At 65.2% G+C, this 18,030-nt stretch carries 17 protein-coding genes; 8 read left to right on the top strand and 9 right to left on the bottom strand.

The window, feature by feature from the left end; translation table 11 throughout:
• Positions 1–51: 51 nt before the first annotated feature.
• Positions 52–1,098, top strand: a complete 1,047-nt coding sequence (gene pdhA / locus ACP7C5_RS04650; RefSeq protein WP_133189084.1) for a pyruvate dehydrogenase (acetyl-transferring) E1 component subunit alpha — start codon at positions 52–54, stop codon at positions 1,096–1,098.
• Entirely contained in the window at positions 1,098–2,498 is a 1,401-nt protein-coding gene (locus ACP7C5_RS04655; protein WP_426263340.1) for a pyruvate dehydrogenase complex E1 component subunit beta, read from the top strand. The genes pdhA and ACP7C5_RS04655 overlap by 1 nt, the downstream gene beginning before the upstream one ends.
• A 17-nt stretch (positions 2,499–2,515) precedes the next feature.
• Here ACP7C5_RS04655 and ACP7C5_RS04660 read toward each other — a convergent pair whose 3' ends face one another.
• The 3 genes from ACP7C5_RS04660 to ACP7C5_RS04670 form a co-directional block, all read right to left on the bottom strand.
• On the bottom strand, positions 2,516–3,166 hold the full coding sequence (locus tag ACP7C5_RS04660) for a TadE/TadG family type IV pilus assembly protein (protein ID WP_426263341.1): 651 nt from the start codon (positions 3,164–3,166) through the stop codon (positions 2,516–2,518).
• Positions 3,167–3,240: 74 nt separating this feature from the next.
• Entirely contained in the window at positions 3,241–3,852 is a 612-nt protein-coding gene (locus tag ACP7C5_RS04665; RefSeq protein WP_426263342.1) for a TadE/TadG family type IV pilus assembly protein, read from the bottom strand.
• Positions 3,849–5,723 carry a pilus assembly protein TadG-related protein gene (locus ACP7C5_RS04670; protein ID WP_426263343.1) on the bottom strand — a complete coding sequence of 625 codons (1,875 nt, stop codon included), beginning with the start codon at positions 5,721–5,723 and terminating at the stop codon, positions 3,849–3,851. Before ACP7C5_RS04670 ends, ACP7C5_RS04665 begins: the two co-directional genes overlap by 4 nt.
• A 111-nt stretch (positions 5,724–5,834) precedes the next feature.
• On the opposite strand from ACP7C5_RS04670, the gene ACP7C5_RS04675 reads away from it, so the two are divergent.
• Both ACP7C5_RS04675 and ACP7C5_RS04680 read left to right on the top strand, forming a co-directional pair.
• Complete coding sequence (locus tag ACP7C5_RS04675; RefSeq protein ID WP_426263344.1) at positions 5,835–6,527, top strand: squalene/phytoene synthase family protein; 693 nt, start codon at positions 5,835–5,837, stop codon at positions 6,525–6,527.
• Positions 6,528–6,583: 56 nt separating this feature from the next.
• Complete coding sequence (locus ACP7C5_RS04680; protein WP_133189079.1) at positions 6,584–7,069, top strand: EF-hand domain-containing protein; 486 nt, start codon at positions 6,584–6,586, stop codon at positions 7,067–7,069.
• A gap of 9 nt (positions 7,070–7,078) precedes the next feature.
• On the opposite strand, the gene trmFO is transcribed toward ACP7C5_RS04680, so the two are convergent.
• Entirely contained in the window at positions 7,079–8,392 is a 1,314-nt protein-coding gene (trmFO, locus tag ACP7C5_RS04685; protein WP_426263345.1) for a methylenetetrahydrofolate--tRNA-(uracil(54)-C(5))-methyltransferase (FADH(2)-oxidizing) TrmFO, read from the bottom strand.
• Between the two features lie 224 nt (positions 8,393–8,616).
• Here trmFO and ACP7C5_RS04690 point away from each other — a divergent pair, with 224 nt between their 5' ends.
• The 3 genes from ACP7C5_RS04690 (at position 8,617) to ACP7C5_RS04700 (ending at position 11,262) form a co-directional block, all read left to right on the top strand.
• Positions 8,617–10,323 carry a hypothetical protein gene (locus ACP7C5_RS04690; protein WP_426263346.1) on the top strand — a complete coding sequence of 569 codons (1,707 nt, stop codon included), beginning with the start codon at positions 8,617–8,619 and terminating at the stop codon, positions 10,321–10,323.
• 69 nt (positions 10,324–10,392) lie between these two features.
• Positions 10,393–10,824, top strand: coding sequence for a DUF488 family protein (locus ACP7C5_RS04695; protein ID WP_426263347.1), 432 nt, complete (start codon positions 10,393–10,395; stop codon positions 10,822–10,824).
• Positions 10,825–10,923: 99 nt separating this feature from the next.
• Positions 10,924–11,262: a PilZ domain-containing protein gene (locus ACP7C5_RS04700; RefSeq protein ID WP_189675149.1), complete on the top strand. Its 339-nt coding sequence runs from the start codon at positions 10,924–10,926 to the stop codon at positions 11,260–11,262.
• 9 nt (positions 11,263–11,271) lie between these two features.
• Here ACP7C5_RS04700 and ACP7C5_RS04705 read toward each other — a convergent pair whose 3' ends face one another.
• The 5 genes from ACP7C5_RS04705 to yaaA all read right to left on the bottom strand — a co-directional run bounded on the left by ACP7C5_RS04705 (position 11,272) and on the right by yaaA (position 16,493).
• Entirely contained in the window at positions 11,272–11,628 is a 357-nt protein-coding gene (locus ACP7C5_RS04705; protein WP_426263348.1) for a DUF952 domain-containing protein, read from the bottom strand.
• The gene (gene gyrA / locus ACP7C5_RS04710) at positions 11,625–14,396 is read right to left on the bottom strand and encodes a DNA gyrase subunit A (RefSeq protein WP_133189073.1); all 2,772 of its coding nucleotides are present in this window, start codon (positions 14,394–14,396) and stop codon (positions 11,625–11,627) included. The genes ACP7C5_RS04705 and gyrA overlap by 4 nt, the downstream gene beginning before the upstream one ends.
• Before the next feature lie 110 nt (positions 14,397–14,506).
• The gene (locus ACP7C5_RS04715; protein ID WP_322163050.1) at positions 14,507–14,824 is read right to left on the bottom strand and encodes a hypothetical protein; all 318 of its coding nucleotides are present in this window, start codon (positions 14,822–14,824) and stop codon (positions 14,507–14,509) included.
• A 221-nt stretch (positions 14,825–15,045) separates the two neighbouring features.
• Positions 15,046–15,744, bottom strand: a complete 699-nt coding sequence (locus ACP7C5_RS04720; RefSeq protein WP_133189071.1) for an SDR family NAD(P)-dependent oxidoreductase — start codon at positions 15,742–15,744, stop codon at positions 15,046–15,048.
• Complete coding sequence (gene yaaA, locus ACP7C5_RS04725) at positions 15,741–16,493, bottom strand: peroxide stress protein YaaA (protein WP_426263349.1); 753 nt, start codon at positions 16,491–16,493, stop codon at positions 15,741–15,743. Before yaaA ends, ACP7C5_RS04720 begins: the two co-directional genes overlap by 4 nt.
• 182 nt (positions 16,494–16,675) lie before the next feature.
• Here yaaA and ACP7C5_RS04730 point away from each other — a divergent pair, with 182 nt between their 5' ends.
• Entirely contained in the window at positions 16,676–17,965 is a 1,290-nt protein-coding gene (locus ACP7C5_RS04730; RefSeq protein ID WP_133189069.1) for a tetratricopeptide repeat protein, read from the top strand.
• The last annotated feature ends 65 nt before the right edge of the window (positions 17,966–18,030 follow it).

Genomic DNA, 18,030 nt, shown 5'->3' on the forward strand with positions numbered 1-18,030 from the left:
CGCGCCTATAGGCTCGGCGTCCCTCTCCCCAGGTCATGAGGTCTTCCAGACGTGGCAAAAGCCCCCGCTGCCGTAAAGGCACTACCCCCCGTGCCCAACCGCGAGCGCCCCGACGAGCCCAAAGCGTACGAGGCCTCGAAGGAAGAGCTGCTCGAATTCTACAAGCAGATGCTGCTGATCCGCCGCTTCGAAGAGAAAGCCGGACAGCTGTACGGCCTCGGCCTGATCGGCGGTTTCTGCCACCTCTATATCGGTCAGGAAGCCGTCGCGGTCGGCCTGCAGTCGGGTCTCGATGGCGACAAGGACTCGGTCATCACCGGGTATCGCGATCACGGCCACATGCTCGCCTACGGCATTGATCCAAAGGTCATCATGGCCGAGCTGACCGGGCGTGGCGCGGGCATCAGCCGCGGCAAGGGCGGATCGATGCACATGTTCTCGACCGAGAAGAAGTTTTACGGCGGGCACGGCATCGTCGGCGCGCAGGTGTCGCTCGGCACCGGCCTCGCCTTCGCGCACAAGTATAACGAGGATGGCGGCGTCGCCATGGCCTATTTCGGCGACGGTGCGTCGAACCAGGGCCAGGTGTACGAGAGCTTCAACATGGCCGAGCTGTGGAAGCTGCCGATCATCTATGTGATCGAGAATAACGAATATGCCATGGGCACGAGCGTCAACCGCTCGTCGGCCGAGGACCAGCTGTTCCGCCGCGGCGAATCGTTCCGCATCCCGGGCATTCAGGTCGACGGCATGGACGTGCTGGCGTGCCGCGGTGCCGCCGAGGAAGCGCTCGCCTGGGTCCGCGCTGGCAAGGGGCCGATCATCCTCGAGATGAAGACCTATCGCTATCGCGGCCATTCGATGTCCGATCCGGCCAAGTACCGCTCGCGCGACGAAGTCCAGGCGGTGCGCGACAAGTCGGACCCGATCGACCACGTCAAGAAGCTGCTCGACGCGCAGGGCGTGACCGAGGCCGAGCTCAAGACGGTGGATCAGGAGATCCGCAAGATCGTCAACGAAGCCGCCGACTTTGCCGAGCAGGCGCCCGAACCCGAGGCTGCCGAACTCTACACCGACATTCTGGTGGAAACGTACTGATGCCCATCGAAATCAAGATGCCCGCGCTTTCCCCGACGATGGAGGAGGGCACGCTCGCCAAATGGCTCGTCAAGGAAGGCGATGTCGTCAAGTCGGGCGACATCATGGCCGAGATCGAGACCGACAAGGCGACGATGGAATTCGAAGCCGTCGACGAAGGGACGATCGGCAAGATCCTCGTCGCCGAGGGCACCGATAACGTGAAGGTCGGCACCGTCATCGCGACGCTGACCGCCGAGGGCGAAGCGCCCGACGCTGGCGGCGACGCCAAGCCGGCCGCTGCTGCGCCTGCACCCGAGCAAAAGCTCGAGGCGACGCCTGCGGCCAAGCAGGCCGAAACCGGCACGCAGCAGCTGGCCGATGCCGCCAAGCACAAGGCCGAAGTCAGCGACCCCGCGATCCCCGAGGGGACCGAGATGGTCACGCTGACGTTGCGCGAAGCTTTGCGCGACGCGATGGCCGAGGAAATGCGCGCTGATAAGCGCATCTTCGTGATGGGCGAGGAAGTCGCGCAGTATCAGGGCGCGTATAAGGTCACGCAAGGCTTGCTCGAAGAATTCGGCGACAAGCGCGTGATCGATACGCCGATCACCGAATATGGCTTTGCCGGCATCGGCACGGGCGCGGCGATGGGCGGGCTTCGCCCGATCGTCGAGTTCATGACCTTCAACTTCGCGATGCAGGCGATCGATCACATCGTGAATTCGGCCGCCAAGACCAATTACATGTCGGGGGGCCAGATGCGCTGCCCGATCGTGTTCCGCGGGCCGAACGCCGCCGCAAGCCGCGTCGGTGCGCAGCATTCGCAGAACTATGCGCCGTGGTATGCGAGCGTCCCCGGCCTGATCGTGATCGCGCCATATGACGCGGCCGACGCCAAGGGGCTGCTCAAGGCGGCGATCCGCACCGAGGATCCCGTCGTGTTCCTCGAGAACGAGCTGCTCTATGGCCGCACGTTCGAGGTGCCCAAGCTCGATGACTATGTCCTGCCGATCGGCAAGGCGCGGATCATGCGCGAGGGCAAGGACGTGACGATCGTCAGCTATTCGATCGGCGTGGGCTTGGCACTCGAAGCCGCCGAGAAGTTGGCCGCAGAGGGTGTCGATGCCGAAGTGCTCGACTTGCGCACGCTGCGTCCGCTCGACACCGAATCGGTGCTCAAGAGCCTCAAGAAGACCAACCGCCTCGTCGTCGCCGAGGAGGGTTGGCCCACTTGCTCGATCGCGTCCGAAATCCAGGCGCTGTGCATGGAGCGGGGCTTCGACGACCTCGACGCACCCGTGCTGCGCGTGACCAACGAGGACGTGCCGATGCCGTATGCGGCGAACCTCGAAAAGCTGATGCTGGTCAACGCCGACAAGATCGTCGCGGCGGTGAAGCAGGTGACGTACCGGGGCTGATCAGCCCCGGATACGGATCAGCTCGTATATTTATCGCAGGTGGAGGCGGTCGCGGCTGGAGTTGGATTGTAGATCTGACGATAGTCGCGATTGTCTCTGACGAGCAACGATCCGGTATAGCGAATGACCTGCGGGGCGACGAACATCGACCCGAACAGCGGTTTGTAATTGTAGTTGATCTCGACGAACATCACCGCATTGTCTTGCGGAGCGCTGACCTTGCCGCCGGTTGGCCCCATGCCCGCCGTTGTCACCGTTCCGGCGTCGGCCGCGGTGTTGCTCGTCCCATCGGTGGCCTTCGTCGTGCCATAGGATGAGTCGTAATTGACGCCGCTCATCTTTCCGAAACACCGCTGCCAGTGGATCCGCTGAACATAGGCGGTGTCGTAGGTTTGCTTCGTGTTCTCGAGGCTCGACAGGGTGACACGCCCGTTCGTGGCCAGATCGAGCGCGGTGCTGGCGAGGCGAATGCCTTGGAACGCATCGTTTACGTCCGCCTCGCGCAATTGGATCACGCCCCCGCCGGCGTCTAGCCCGAGACGCGACGTCGTGTCGGCGAGATTGAGCGCATATTGGCTGATGCGCATGTTCGTCAGCGCGACCGACGACAATTCGATGCCATATCCCCCGACCGTCAGCACGAGCGGCAGCGTGAGGGCAAACTCCATCAGGGCAAGCCCGCTCTTGGCACGGGCGAGCCGGCGCGAACAGTCGCGCAGCGCGGCGATAGGATCGGGATGGATCACGGGCACACCAAAGTCGGAGTGTAGGAGACCTGCCCGGCATAAGGCTGGTTCTTCAGATAGGTCGTGGATGAATTCGTGACCGTTTGCGAAAGGCCGGCAAGGCCGGCCATGGGAAACAGCCGGGGGTAGGTGATCGTCATCTTGTAGACGACCACGTCGCTCGCGCCGCCCTGACCCGACGCGCCGGGATCGGCGTCCCACGTCTTGTTGCCGTTGACGTCGGTGAAGCATTCGGTCGCGGCGTCGTACACCTTGTTGCCGTTATCGTCGCGGAACGATTCGGGCGCGATGTTGCCGAACTGCGAATAGCTCTTGCGCGACGAGACATAGGTCGCGCTCTTCATCACCAGCCAGACCGACGCCATCACCTTCTGGTCGATCGCGGCGCCGCTCGGGGTCGTATCGTTGCCCTGGATCGTCGAATCGCGTCCGGCCTTCTGCATCGCCCCGTCGAGGATCGACATGATGTACCCCTGATAGGCCAGGTCGGACAAACCCATGATCAACAAGATCATCACGGGGGCGACGACCGCGAATTCGATGATCGTCGCGCCGCGCGTGTCGCGGACGATCCGCACGACGCGCCGCGCTTCACGCACGATCGTCATTGCGTGATCCGAAGCTGCGCGATGCGTTGCGCGATGCTCTTGAAGGCCTTGGTCAGATCATCCTTGCTCGACGCCTGGAACGTCTGCCCCGGCGAGGCGCAATAGGTCAGGTCGGACGTTACCCCGGTGCCGACGGCCACGACATAAATGGTGATGCCGCGCTTCTTGGCGGCATCGCACTCGACGCGGAAGCGCGCGGTGTGATTGTTATAGTCGGTGGTCGAATTGCCCGCTCCGCCGGTACGATTGTCCCACTGTTCGACGCCATATTGTCCGTAGGACGTCTGGCTCGGCGACATCGTGCCGTCGGTCATGAACACGATATTGCGCGTGGGATCCTTGCGGCCCGGCCATGCTGCCGTGTCACTGGCGAAGACGCCGGCGGGTGCCAGCATGCGCGTTCCCCAGATCATCCCGACATCGTGATACGTTCCGCCGAACGGCTTGAAATCGACATTGTAGACATAGTCGTTGACCTGTTGTGCGGTCCACACCTTCAGCCGCTGGGCTGGCATACCGCATGCCGACGAGCCCAATTTGTCCATATAACCGCCCGGGCGATAGTTGAGGTTGTAGTACGCGTTGGTACTGTCCTCGACGATCGCATCGTCCTTGACGTCTTGCGCTCCAATCGTGTTTCGCAACCATTCCGCTTCGGGCCAGCGCGGACGCCATTTGTTGGCGGTTGCGTTGGGAATGATATCCGGGTCGAGATCATCGGGCAGATTGGCGACATTGAACGACGACCCCGTCGTGGTATCGAGTTCCTCGATGCAGCCGCGCCAGGTCGACGTCGATCCGTCGAGCTTGGTCGGATTGGTGACGGGGGTGCCGGTGCTGAGGCTGGACACAAGCCCGCTCGTATTGAGCGTGGTCGGCTCATAGCGCCACAACGGGCGCAACGGTTGCTGCATGCCGGAACACGTTCCGCCATTCGCCGAAGTCCACGAAAGGTTGTAGTAATTCCGCGCCTGGTAATAGCCTTGATCGGTCCAGGTAAGCCCGGTCCGCGAATAGCCGGTCGCCGGCATGCGTTGCGCAACGCAAGAGGCGCTTGGAACACCGGTATAGCTGACCGACGTGGCCGCACCGTAATTGTAATCTCCCTGAACGTGCCGGCTCTGATACGTCCAGTTCGTGTTCTGAAGGTAGCTCGGCGGAATGATCCCGCCGACATTGACCGCAGACGAATAGGTCACGAAGCCATAGCGAAAATGCGTCGTCACGTCGGCGCTGGACCGCATCGTCGTATCGAACAGCACGACCGCCTGCCGCAGTGCCTCGATCTTCGAATTGCTGCTTTCCTGATTGTAATAGCCGGTCGTTCCGTCGCCCCGCGTGTACGACACGGCTGCATTCGCGCAACTCGTGGGATCGCTCGGCTGACACGACATCGAACCGGTCGTGTCGAGCACGAACATCACATCGGTATCCGCGAGGTCGAACACCGCCTGGCACGCAACGGTCAGCTTTATCGCCGGCTGGCCGAAAAAGGCCATCAACGTCATCGGTACCGTCGCAGTGGCGCTGCCAGTCACCGCGTTGGCGACGGTCGAGTTCGTTCCGTTGACCGCTTTGGTCGGCGTGAACGCCACCGCCGTGCTCGAATAGAAACCCGATTTGAAATTGTTCGCGAAAAAGCTCTGCGCCTGCGCCGATGCCGTGGAATCGAGCGCTGTGGTCGTCGATGTATCGGTCATCGTCTTGCGCCCGGCCAGAACGCCCGCATCGCACGCCTGTTGCAGCCGGACCTTGACGACGTAGAGCCGCCCCATGTCGATCGCCGAGCCGGCGAACCCGATCAGCGGGACCATCGCGGCCGCCATGATCGCCAGGGCGTTGCCGCGCACATCGTGTCGCAGGCGGCTCAAAAATGGTCGTACGTCGTCTTTGGGTTTCGCGATACGCCGGAACATGGTTACGCCTTGAACAAAAGATCGGGCCGCCTTGAACAAGAGGCGGCTAAATTGGGTACAAGATCGATGGTAAAAGGTGCGTTAACCGCGGGGCAGGCCAGGTCGGCCGAGCGGGCGCTGGCGCTTTCCTATGCGGCCGACACCGCGCGGCCGGGGCTAGCCGCGCTTTTCTCGCTCGACGATACGCTGGGGCAGATCCTGCGGACGACGCGCGAGCCGTTGGTGGGACAGATGCGGCTGACATGGTGGCACGAGGCGCTGCGCGCGCTCGACAGCGCGCCGCCCCCCGCGCAGCCGGTCTTGCAGGCGCTCGCTGCGCATGTCGTGGCGCGGGGCGTTAGCGGCGCGCAGCTCGCCGCGATGATCGATGGGTGGGAAGCGCTGCTCGAAGCCGAGGCGATCGACGGACCCGCGCTGCAGCTCCATGCTGAAGCGCGGGGGCGCGGTTTGTTCGTCGCGGCGCGGACCGTGCTTGGCGGCGCGCCAGCCGACCCCGTCGAGGCGGCGGGGGAGGGATGGGTGCTGGCCGACCTCGCGCGCCACGTACGCGACCCGGCGGTCGCACGTCGCGCCGCGACGGCCGCCTCACAGGCGATCGCAGCGGCAACGGCGGTGCGCTGGAGCCGCGCCGGGCGCCCGCTCGGCGCGCTGACGCAGCTTGCACGGATGGACCTGGCGGTCCCGCTCGATACCGCCGTGCCGCATGGCGCACCGCGACGGGTCGCGCGACTGGCGTTGCACCGCATTACCGGACGATAGACTTTCGCAAGGCGCCAGAAAGGGTTATCCTGCCGCGACGATCGTGGGGGGACGATATGTGGCGCTATCTGGTGGGCGGGCTGGCGGCTTTGGCGCTGGCGGCGGCGGGGATGCTGGTGTTCAATCGCAACGCGCGCTCGGTCGCCGCGTTGCCGCTTGCGCCGGTCGGGCAGGGACAGGCGACGGGCGCGGCGGCGGCGCTCCCCGATACCGTTCCCGAGGCGAGCGACAGGACGCGCGAGCAGAAGCGCTTCGACCGCTACGACAAGGACCGCGACGGCAAGGTTACGCGCGAGGAATATCTCGCCGCGCGGCGCAAGGCGTTCGCCAAGCTCGACGTCAACCATGACGGCCTGCTGGCGTTCGACGAATGGGCGGTGAAGGCCGAAGGCAAGTTCGCCGCGGCCGATGGCGACAAATCGGGCGCGATGACCCCGGTCGAATTCGCCAGGACCGCGGTCAAGCGCAAGCCGCCGCGCGTGCGGCGCGATTGTCCGCCGGCGGCCAAGGACGACGCGCCGGCGAACGCCGAGGAGAGTTGAGCGGCGGCGTTACGCTGCCATCCACGCCCCAAGCGCGTCGCGGGCACGGTCGGTGTACATTTTCTTGCGATCGGCCTTTTTGGTGCGGCCCTCGATCGGCGGGAACAGCCCGAAATTGACGTTCATCGGCTGATACGTCTCGGCGACGGCCGCGCCGGTGATGTGGTGGAGCAGCGCGCCGAGCGCGGTCTCAACCGGCGGTGGCGTCATCGCGGCCCCGCCGAGCTCGGCCGCGGCGAAGCGCCCCGCGAGCAATCCGATCGCCGAGCTTTCGACATAGCCTTCGCAGCCGGTGATCTGTCCGGCGAAGCGAATGTTCGTGCGCGCCTTGAGCCGCAGCGTCGGATCGAGCAGTTCGGGCGAGCGGATGAAGGTGTTGCGGTGCAAGCCGCCCAATCGCGCGAACTCGGCATTCTGCAATCCGGGGATCGTGCGGAACAGGCGGACCTGCTCGCTATGCTTCAATTTGGTCTGGAAGCCGACGATGTTCCACAGCGTGGCCGAGGCATTATCCTGCCGCAACTGCACCACCGCATAGGGCCAGCGCCCGGTCCGCGGATCGTCGAGCCCGACCGGCTTCATCGGCCCGTAGCGCAAGGTGTCGACACCGCGCGATGCGGCTACCTCAATCGGCATGCAGCCTTCGAAATAGGGGACGTTCTCCCATTCCTTGAACTCGGTCTTTTCGCCTTCCATGAGCCCGGTGTGGAAGGCGAGATATTCGTCCTTCGTCATCGGGCAGTTGATGTAATCCTTCGTATCGCCCTTGTCCCACCGCGACGCCATCCAGGCGGTCTCCATGTCGATGCTGTCGAAATGGACGATCGGCGCAATCGCGTCGAAGAAAGCGAGCGCATCCTTGCCGGTCGCGCCGCCGATGTTGTCGGCCAGCGCGGGCGCGGTGAGCGGACCCGTCGCGACGATCGTGAGCCCCTCGGCGGGCAGGACGTCGACGCGTTCGCGGACGATCGTGATATTGGGGTGCGCGCTGAGCGCTGCGGTGACACCGTCGGAAAAGCGATCACGATCGACCGCGAGCGCGGAGCCTGCGGGCACCTTGTGAACGTCCGCCTCGCGCAGGATCAGCGAGCCGAGCGTGCGCATCTCCTGGTGGATCAGCCCGACCGCATTGCTCGTCGCATCGTCCGAGCGGAAGCTGTTCGAGCAGACCAGTTCGGCAAGGCCGTCGGTCTGGTGCGCCGGGGTCATCTCGCCCGATCCGCGCATTTCGGAGAGCTTCACCTTGAAGCCGGCCTCGGCGAGCTGCCAGGCGGCTTCGGAGCCTGCAAGGCCTCCGCCGATAATGTGTACGTCGTGTGTCATGGGCTGGCTGATAGCGGGCGCAAGGCGGGGTGGCAAAGGCCGTGCGTGCGGAGCGTCCGGCGGACACGCGTCGACAGCGATGCGTTCGCGAGATGAAAGAAACTTCACGCATGAATTTCGGGACTTAGCGCGCCCGTCCTCTACCGCTCTCCCCCGCCGCGCGATATGGTTGCGCTCGGAGAACGTTCCTCGCGGTCGAAAGCCGCCCCTTACGGAGTCGTGTCATGGCGATCGGCCGGTATCTTGCTGCAGCGGTGATATGGTGGGGCGTCGCGGCACCCGGCGCGGCACAACAGCCGCCGGTCCAGGCCAAGACCGGGCCCGACATCGTCGTCCAAGGGCTGTCGGATACGCCGAGCGCATGGCGGCGCGCCGAGTCGGCGCATGTCATCGTCACGAGCAAGGGGAGCGAGGCGGAGCTCAAGCGCGTCACCAACACGCTCGAGCGGCTTTATGCGTTGATGGCGCGGCTCTATCACCGGACCAACGCCGCCGACGACACGGTGAAGCTGCAAGTGACGCTCGTCGACTCGGCCGATTTCTTCAAGGCGATGAAGCTGCGCAACCTGCGCTCCGAAGAAGGCCCCTATGCGACGACCTTTGCCGGCGAGCGCTATTACGATCCGCGCGAGGACGGTCCGGTCCTCGCCGTCGCGCGGACCGATCAAGTGATCAAGCTTTCCACCGCGCTCGCCGAGGACCGCGATCTCGAAGATGGGTCGACGTCGACCAATGACGAGGCGAGCGGCGGGACGAGCATGATGGGCGCGATGGCGCGTGCGCCGATCGCGCGGCGATGGGAGGCGGTGCTCTATTCGGCGTTCGCGCAGCATTTCCTGCTGACCTACGTGCCCGCCGCCTATCCGCGCTGGTATCTCGACGGGGTCGGCGCGTTGTTCTCGACGCTCGAGGTGCGGCGGGACGGCAAGGTCGACTATGCGCGCGATCCGCTCGATTACCGTCAGGTGTTCAATGCCTATGGGCCGCTGCGCGTGAAGCCGATCATAACCGGGGAATATCTCCAGGGGGATACGGGCAAGATGCGCTGGACGCCGTATCATGCCTGGCTGCTGACGCATTTCTTCCTGTTCTCGCAGCTCAAGGCCGAGCGGAGCGCGCAATTCCAACGCTATATGGCGGCGATCGGACAGGGCGTGCCGATGGCCGAGGCGGCAAAGGTGTTCGGCGATCTCAGCCGTCTCCAGCACGATCTCGACATCTATCAGGAGCGCGGCACCGAATATGCCCGCGCCGACGCCGTGCCACCACCGGGCGGCGATCCGTCGATCAACGTCGTGCCGCGCAGCAGCGCCGCGGTGATCGAGGCGCGGCTCGAGCTAGGAACTCGGCTTGCCGCCGCGCCGGCCGACAGCGGATGGGTCGCACGGCTGCACGATACCGTGGCCGATCTGCCATACAATCCCGAGGCGTTGTTGACCGAAGCCGAGGTCGAGTGCCGCGCTGGTCAGCATGCCGCCTGTCTCGCGTCGGCCGAGCGCGTGCTTGCCAGGGCTCCCGACAACATCCGCGCGCTCGCGTGGAAGGGGATCGCGTTGACGCATCAGGCGCTGGCAGGCCCGACGGCCGATCGCGTGGCCGCGCTCAAAGCGGCGCGCGTGCCGATCGTCCGCGCGCTGCGGATCGACAACGATACGCCGCTCCCGTTGCTCGCCTTCTTCAACAGCTATGCCGAGGCGGGCGAGCCTGTGCCCGACCAAGCGATGCTCGGGCTCGTCAAGGTGACGCAGGAAGTCCCCGCCGCGCCCGGGCCGCGGCTGCTGCTCGCGCAGGAGCTGGTGCGGCAGGGGCATGCCGATCTCGCGCGGCAAGTGCTGATACCGGTGCTCTATGGCGGATACGATTCACCCGAAAAGACCCGGGCACAGGCGCTGCTTGCGGCGTCGGGGGCCGCGCAACACGCCGCGCGCTGAGCCGCGGTATCGCGGCGGACGCATTGATCGCGCGGCGCTTCGTCCCGACATAGAGGACGAGGAGTTGCGATGAAGATCTATACGATCGGGTATGAAGCCACGACGATGGCGGCGTTTATCGATGCGCTGACTCGTGCGGGCGTCGCCCGCGTTATCGACGTCCGCGCGCTGCCTTTGTCGCGCCGGCCGGGTTTTTCGAAGACGTCGCTTGCGGCGTCGCTCGCCGAAGCCGGGATCGACTATGTCCATCTGAAGGCGCTCGGCACGCCCAAGCGCGGGCGCGATGCTGCCAAGAAGGGCGATGTGGCAACGCTCGAGGCGGTTTATGCCGAACAGCTCGTCCTGCCCGAAGCGCAGGCGCAAACCGCGCGGATGCTGGAACTCGCGGCGGAAAAGCCGAGCGCCCTGTTGTGCTTCGAGCGCGACCCGCGGCATTGCCATCGCACGCTGCTGCTCGAGGCCGAAGCGGCGGATGCCGAAGTCATCGATCTGTTCGCTTAAAGTGTCGTCATACTTTGCTAAGCATCAATCTTAGGAACAGAGCTGGTCGGGGTCTGTTATCGGTCGAGGGCCAATACCCGAGTAGACAGGATTATGGGCGTGCGCAGCATCAAGGAGCTTCAGACGGCGCGGCGTGAGCAGCGATACCCGACTCGCTTTGCCGGTACAGTGATCGTCGATCGCCAGCGACTTGCGATCGAGATCGCCGATATTTCCTGCGTCGGCGCATGCGTTCGCGGGCACGATTTGCCGCAGCGCGGCCAGGAAGTCCTGTTGCTGGCCAAGGATCTCGAAGTCGTCGGTACCGTGGTCTGGAGCGACGGCACCGCGTGCGGCGTCAACTTTCACAAGCCGATCGCGCCGCTCGCCGTCGTTCGCAGCAATCCCTATCTGCCCAACCTCAACACCTTCACCAAAGCGGTGGCGATGCGCGGTTGAGCCTTGCGCTCAGCCGGCGATGGGCAGCTTGACCTTGCCGTCTGCATCGCGCTCGAGCGGGCCGTAGGCGATTACCGTCTCGAGCAGCAGCGGACCGCCGTACAGATGCGGGAAGAGCTGGCCACCGCGCGACTCTTCCCATTTGAGGCCCGCACCGAACGATCCGAGATCGACCGCTGCGACATGCAGATCGCTCTGCCCGGCGAAATGCTTGTCGACCGTCTCGGTCAACTGCTCGGCGGTCGAGAGGTGGATGTAGCCGTCGGCAAGATCGACCGGCGCGCCGGCGAAGGATTCCTCCTGCTCCAGCGTCGCCATCTGCTCGGCGGTGAGCACCTTGTACGCGGTCAGCGGCAAGTCGCTCATTCGCCATTCTCCGGGCCGGCGGCGAGATCGTCGCCGGTATCGGCGGTGTCGTCGGGCGCGATCTCGACCGCGGTCAGGTCGCGGACGTCGGCCTCGGCATCGCCTTCGGACTCTTCGATTCGCGCGGCCGAGACGACATGCTCGTTCTTGCCGACATCGAACAGCTTCACGCCCGCCGAATTGCGCCCAATCACGCGCATCGAGCCGAGCGTGGTGCGGATCACCTTCGCCTGATCGGTGACGAGCATCAGCTGATGGCCCTTGGTCGCAGCGAAGCTCGCAACGACGAGGCCGTTGCGTGGGATGTTGTCGATATTGGTGATGCCCTGGCCACCGCGGCCGGTACGACGATAGTCATAGGCCGAGGACAGCTTGCCATAGCCGTTCTCGCAAACGGTCAGCACGAACTGCTCGCGCTCCATCAACTCCTGATAGCGCGCGGCCTCCATCGTCGGCTCGCCCTCGCGCTCGCCCTTCCACGGCGCGAATCGGAGGTAATCCTCGCGCTCGTCGGGCGTTGCGCCGACACGGTGGAGGATCGACAGCGAGATGACCTTGTCGTCGCCCTTGAGCGCCATGCCACGCACGCCGGTCGAGTTGCGGCTCTGGAACTCGCGGACCTCGTGCGCGGCAAAGCGGATCGCCTTGCCCGCGCGCGTGGCGAGCAGGACGTCGTCTTCTTCGCTCAGCAAAGCGACGCCGATCAGGCGATCGTCTTCGTCGATCCCCTCGAACTTCATCGCGATCTTGCCCGCGGTCGGGATGTTGGCGAACGCGTCCATCGAGTTGCGGCGCACGCTGCCGTTTGCGGTCGCGAACATCACGTGGAGCTTGGCCCATTCGGCCTCGTCCTCGGGCAGCGCGAGCACGGTCGAGATGACCTCGCCCTCGGCCAGCGGAAGCAGGTTGATCATCGGCCGGCCGCGTGTCGCAGCACCGCCCTCGGGCAGCTTCCAGACCTTCATCCGGTAGACTTTGCCGAGCGTCGAGAAGAACAGCACCGGCGTGTGGGTCGAGGTCACGAACAAATTGGTGATCGCATCCTCGTCCTTGGTCGCCATACCCGCGCGGCCCTTGCCGCCGCGTGCCTGCGCGCGGAAGGTGTCGAGCGTGGTGCGCTTGATATAGCCCTGCATCGTCACGGTGACGACCATGTCTTCGCGCTCGATCAGATCCTCGTCGTCGATGCCATCGGCGGCAGCGGCGATCTCGGTTTTCCGAGGCGTGGCGAATTCGGCGCGGACCGCGACCAGCTCTTCGCGCATGACGGCGTACAGCTTCGCGCGGTTGGCGAGGATCTCGAGCAGCTCGGCGATCGAATCGGCGAGGCCTTGGAGCTCGTTGCCGATCTCGTCGCGCCCGAGCGCGGTCAGGCGATGCAGGCGCAGATCGAGGATCGCGCGGACTTGCAGTTCGGACAGGCGATAGGTCGCGCCGGTGACCTCGGTATCGACCGCTTCGACCAGCCGGATGTACGGCGCGATGTCGGCGATCGGCCAGTCGCGCGACAACAAGGCTTCGCGCGCCGCGGCGGGGCTCGACGAGCCGCGGATGATCTTGACGACTTCATCGAGGTTGCTGACCGCGATGACGAGGCCGAGCAACAGATGCGCCCGCTCGCGCGCCTTGGCGAGCTCGAACTTCGAGCGGCGCGTGATGACTTCCTCGCGGAAGCCGACGAACGCCTCGAGGATATCGCGCAGGTTGAGCAGTTCGGGACGGCCGCCGCGGATCGCGAGCATGTTCGCCGGGAAGGAGGATTGCGCCGGGGTGTGCCGCCACAGCTGGTTGAGCACGACGTCGGGGGTCGCATCGCGCTTGAGGTCGATGACGATGCGCACGCCCATGCGGCTCGATTCGTCGCGAATGTCGCTGACGCCTTCGATCCGCTTGTCCTTGGCGGCTTCGGCGATTTTCTCGACCAGGCCGTTTTTGCCGGTCTGGTACGGGATCTCGGTCAGCACGATCGAACGGCGGTCGCCGCGGCCTTCCTCGACGACGTAGCGCGAGCGGATGATCACCGAGCCGCGGCCGGTCTCATAAGCCGAGCGTGCGCCCGAGCGGCCGAGGATGATCGCGCCCGTTGGGAAATCGGGACCGGGGACGATCTCGAGCAGTTCCTCGGTGGTGAGCGCCTCGCGAGCGCCGGTCTTGGCGTCGAGCATCGCGAGCGTCGCGTCGATCACTTCGCCGAGATTGTGCGGCGGGATGTTGGTCGCCATGCCGACCGCGATGCCGCCGGCGCCGTTGACGAGCAAATTGGGGAAGCGCGCGGGGAGGACCGAAGGCTCGCGTTCCGAGCCATCGTAGTTCGGCGTGAAATCGACGGTGTCCTTGTCAATGTCCTCGAGCAGCGAATTTGTCACCTTGGCGAGACGCGCCTCGGTGTAGCGCATCGCCGCGGCTTTATCCGGGTCCATCGAGCCGAAATTGCCCTGGCCGTCGATCAGCGTGACGCGCATCGACCAGTCCTGCGCCATGCGGACCAAGGCGTCGTAGATCGAGCTGTCGCCGTGCGGGTGATACTTACCCATCGCATCACCGACGATGCGCGCGCATTTGCGATACGGGCGGTTGTAGACGAAGCCGCTTTCGCTCGCCGACCACAGGATGCGGCGGTGGACGGGCTTCAGGCCGTCACGAACGTCGGGCAGCGCGCGCGCGACGATCACGCTCATCGCATAGTCGAGATAGCTCGACTTCATTTCGTCGACGATCGAGATCGGCGCAATATCGGAAGGGTCGGCGAGCACGGTCTCGTCGGTCAATTTTCGGTGCCTTCGGCTGTGTTACGGGATTGCGACAACCCTAGCCCAGCACGGCGACGAATGCCACCCCTGCGCATGTCCCGGATGGGGTCGCAGGGGTGGGGAGAGCGTTATTTGCAGGCGCTCTTGGTCTTGTTGCCTGGCAGCGAGCAATTGTAGGTGACGGTCTTGCCGTTGGCGAGTTTGGCCTGGACCATGCGACCGCCGGTGGTGGTCGTCTTGGTGGTGCGCGAATGTGCCACGGTGGTGGCCTTGACCGCCGTGGTGGGCGGGGTGGTCTTGGTGGTGGTCACCATCGTCTTGGTCGTCGGCGCGGCGGCTGGCTTGGCGACGGTGGTCTTGGTGGTCGTCTTGGTCGCGACGGGTGTCTGCGCGAGTGCGGCGGTGCCCGACAGCAGGACGATGGCGGTGAATGCGTGTCTGATCATGACGGTCCCCTCAAAAAACCTTCGAGCGTTATGCGCGATGGTCGGGAGAATGCGGCCGATTTGCGACCATATCAATGGGTCGACGATGACAAGTTCGTCATGGAGCGGCGGCTCCTATCTCGTTCGGGCTGAGCCCGTCAAAGCCCCGCTTGCACCGGCACTTGGGGAGCGGCGCCTTTCGACAGGCTCAGGGCGAACGGGCGGGAGAGCACCCCGTTGGCTTAGAAGGGCACTTCCTTGCCTTCGAAATCGAACAGTTTGCCGGTATCGGGCGCCTTCAATTCCTCGATCACGTCGAGCAGTTGCAGCGCGGCGCGCTCGGTGTCGAACAGCCGGCCGGGCTGGACATTGCCCTGGAACGGCTTGGACAGCGCGGTGTCGACCGTGCCCGGATGCAGCGCGACGACGATGGCTCGGTCGTTGCGGCGCTTTTCCTCGATCGCGATGGTACGCACCAGCATGTTGAGCGCGGCCTTCGACGCACGATAACCGTGCCAGCCGCCCATCTTGTTGTCCGAAATGCTCCCGACGCGCGCCGACAAGGCCGCGAAGACGTTGCGGCCGGTCTTGGGTGTAATCGGCAGGAAATGCTTGGCGACGAGTGCCGGGCCGATCGCGTTGATCGCGTGGACGCGCGCCAGCCATGCCGGGTCGAGCTCGCGCAGCGCCTTTTCCGGGCCACGCGCGTCGGCGTGGAGGATACCGGTCGCGACGATCACCAGCGTGGGAGCCGGGCCCTTGGCAACGTGCGCCGCTGCTGCCGCGATGCTCGCCTCGTCGGTCAGGTCGAGATGCTGCGCGCCGGTGCGCGACCGCGCGAAACCGTGAACGACGTCGTACGCGCCTTCCTCGATCAGCGCCGCTTCGAACGCTGCGCCGATCCCGCCCGAGGCGCCGATGATGACGGCTGCGCCGCTCATGACCGCGCGAACCGCCAGCGATCGGCCGTGCTCGCGGCCGTGTCGAAACGATAGCCGTCGGTGTCGAAACCCTTCATGTCGTCGATCTCCGTGATGCGATGTTCGCACAGCCAGCGCGCGACGAGTCCCCGTGCCTTTTTGGCGTGGAAGCTGACGAAACGCGGGCCATCGGGGCCAGGCTCGCGGAAATCGACGTCGATCACCCGCACGCCGTCGAGCTTGCCGAGCACCGCGCCGAAATATTCCTGGCTGGCGAGATTGAGGACGACGCCCGATCCCTCGTCCGCGACCTCCTCGCGCACCGCGGCGGCAATGCGGTCGCCCCACCATTCGTACAGGCTGTGGCGGCGTGGTGCCCAGCGCGTGCCCATCTCGAGGCGATACGGCTTCATCGCGTCGAGCGGGCGGAGCAGGCCGTACAACCCCGACAGCATCCGCACATGATCCTGCGCAAAGGCGATCGCGGGCTCGTCGAGCGTCTGCGCCTCAAAGCCGGTATAGACGTCGCCGGCGAAGGCGAACAGCGCGGGGCGCTCGGGCGCATCGGCGAAACCGGCGAAGCGGTCGGCGTTGAGCTTGGCGAGCTTGGGCGAGATATGCATCAGCTCGGACAGCCGTTTCTGCGACAGGTTCGCCGCCGATTTGGCGAGCGATTCGGCCTCGGCCACGAAGCGCGGCGTCGTCGGCGTGAGGGCGGGCAGGGGACTCTCGTAATCGAGCGTCTTGGCGGGGGAGAGCAAGGCGATCATCGCCCCGCCGTTAAGCTTCCGCCGCGAATGCGTCAAAGAGTCTCGCGTCAGGGATATATCGGGTTCAAGCGGTGTTCAGTCGCGGTGACACTACTGCCGTCGCTTGACGGTATACCCCGCGGCGTTAGAGCGGCGGCAGCAATCCGCCGCGCGCGGCCGCGCGGCAAGAGGAGAGTTCGACAATGAAGATGGTCTCGAAAATCGCTTTGGCTGCCACGCTTGTCGTCGGCATGAACGGCGCGGCGCTCGTCGCCCCCGCCTTCGCCGCAAAGAAGGAAAAGGCCGCCGATGCGGCCGCGCCGAGCCTGTCGAAGGAAGCGCGCGCTGCCGCGGTCGAAGTGCAGACCGCGATGAACGCGACCCCGAAGGATCTGGTGAAGGCCGCAGCTTCGCTCGACGCGCTCGATGCCGCTGCCAAGAGCGACTATGAAAAGTACCTCGCCTCGGGTCTGCGCCTCGCGCTGATCAATGCGCAGACCGCCGGCCAGCCCGAAACGCAGCGCGTCGCCGCGCTGACCCCGCCGCTCGACGCGATCATCGCCAATCCCGCGACGCCGAAGACCGAACTCGGCATTCGCTATAACGAGCGCGCCGGTTTCGCGTTTGCGACCAAGGATTATAAGCTGGCGGCGCAAGACTATATGAAGGCACGCGAACTCGGCGCGACCGATGCCGACCTCCAGCTCAACATCGCGCGCTCGAAGGTCGAAGCCGGCGACGTCGCTGGCGGCACCGCCGATCTCGAAGCTGCAGTGAAGGCCGAGAAGGCCGCTGGCCGCAAGGCGCCAGAGGCTTGGTATAAATATGCCTTCACGCGTCTGACCAAGGCCGGCCTGACCGAGCAGGCCGATGCCTGGACCGCAGCCTGGCTGACCGAATATGGCACCGCCCCGAACTGGCGCGGTGCGATCTACACCTTCGGCTTCCAGGGCCCGGCGGCGGTCAAGTACAGCAAGAACCGGATCGATCTGTTCCGCTTGCTGTGGGCGACCAAGAGCCAGGCCGGCCAGCGCGAATATATCGACTATGCCGACGCCGCGCTGACGATCGGCTTGCCCAACGAAGCCAAGACCGTGATCGACGAGGGTCTCGCGTCGGGCGTGATCCCCAAGGGCAACATCACCGCGACCGAGTTGCAGACGCGCGCCAAGACCGGGATCGCGGGCAGCTCTTCGCTCGCCATCAAGGAAAAGAACGCGATGGGCGCCCCGAAGGGCGATCTCGCGCAGCAGGCGGGCGACGCCTATTTCGGCACGCGCAACTACGCCAAGGCGATCGAGATGTACCGCCTGTGCGAGACCAAGGGCGCACCCGACGCCGACCGCAACAACCTCCACCTCGGGATGGCGCTCGCGCTGTCGGGAGATCGTGCCGCCGCCAAGACGACGCTCGCCAAGGTCGCGGCCGAGCCCAACAAGGCAATCGCGCGGCTGTGGACGGTGTTCGTCGATGCGCCGCCGACGGCTGCATGAGGATCGTCTGAGACGTGAAGCGAAAAGGGCGGCCCTCGGGTCGCCCTTTTTGTTTCGGCAGGATG

Source organism: Sphingomonas sp. PWP1-2, assembly GCF_049898305.1.
Classification (GTDB): Bacteria; Pseudomonadota; Alphaproteobacteria; order Sphingomonadales; family Sphingomonadaceae; genus Sphingomonas; species Sphingomonas glacialis.

Coding starts and splice junctions, on each gene's coding strand:
- ACP7C5_RS04655 (WP_426263340.1), top strand. CDS start 1,098: ATGCCCATCGAAATCAAGATGCCCGCGCTTTCCCCGACGATGGAGGAG.
- ACP7C5_RS04660 (WP_426263341.1), bottom strand. CDS start 3,166: ATGGAGTTTGCCCTCACGCTGCCGCTCGTGCTGACGGTCGGGGGATAT.
- ACP7C5_RS04665 (WP_426263342.1), bottom strand. CDS start 3,852: ATGACGATCGTGCGTGAAGCGCGGCGCGTCGTGCGGATCGTCCGCGAC.
- ACP7C5_RS04675 (WP_426263344.1), top strand. CDS start 5,835: ATGGTAAAAGGTGCGTTAACCGCGGGGCAGGCCAGGTCGGCCGAGCGG.
- ACP7C5_RS04680 (WP_133189079.1), top strand. CDS start 6,584: ATGTGGCGCTATCTGGTGGGCGGGCTGGCGGCTTTGGCGCTGGCGGCG.
- trmFO (WP_426263345.1), bottom strand. CDS start 8,392: ATGACACACGACGTACACATTATCGGCGGAGGCCTTGCAGGCTCCGAA.
- ACP7C5_RS04690 (WP_426263346.1), top strand. CDS start 8,617: ATGGCGATCGGCCGGTATCTTGCTGCAGCGGTGATATGGTGGGGCGTC.
- ACP7C5_RS04695 (WP_426263347.1), top strand. CDS start 10,393: ATGAAGATCTATACGATCGGGTATGAAGCCACGACGATGGCGGCGTTT.
- ACP7C5_RS04705 (WP_426263348.1), bottom strand. CDS start 11,628: ATGAGCGACTTGCCGCTGACCGCGTACAAGGTGCTCACCGCCGAGCAG.
- ACP7C5_RS04715 (WP_322163050.1), bottom strand. CDS start 14,824: ATGATCAGACACGCATTCACCGCCATCGTCCTGCTGTCGGGCACCGCC.
- ACP7C5_RS04720 (WP_133189071.1), bottom strand. CDS start 15,744: ATGAGCGGCGCAGCCGTCATCATCGGCGCCTCGGGCGGGATCGGCGCA.
- yaaA (WP_426263349.1), bottom strand. CDS start 16,493: ATGATCGCCTTGCTCTCCCCCGCCAAGACGCTCGATTACGAGAGTCCC.
- ACP7C5_RS04730 (WP_133189069.1), top strand. CDS start 16,676: ATGAAGATGGTCTCGAAAATCGCTTTGGCTGCCACGCTTGTCGTCGGC.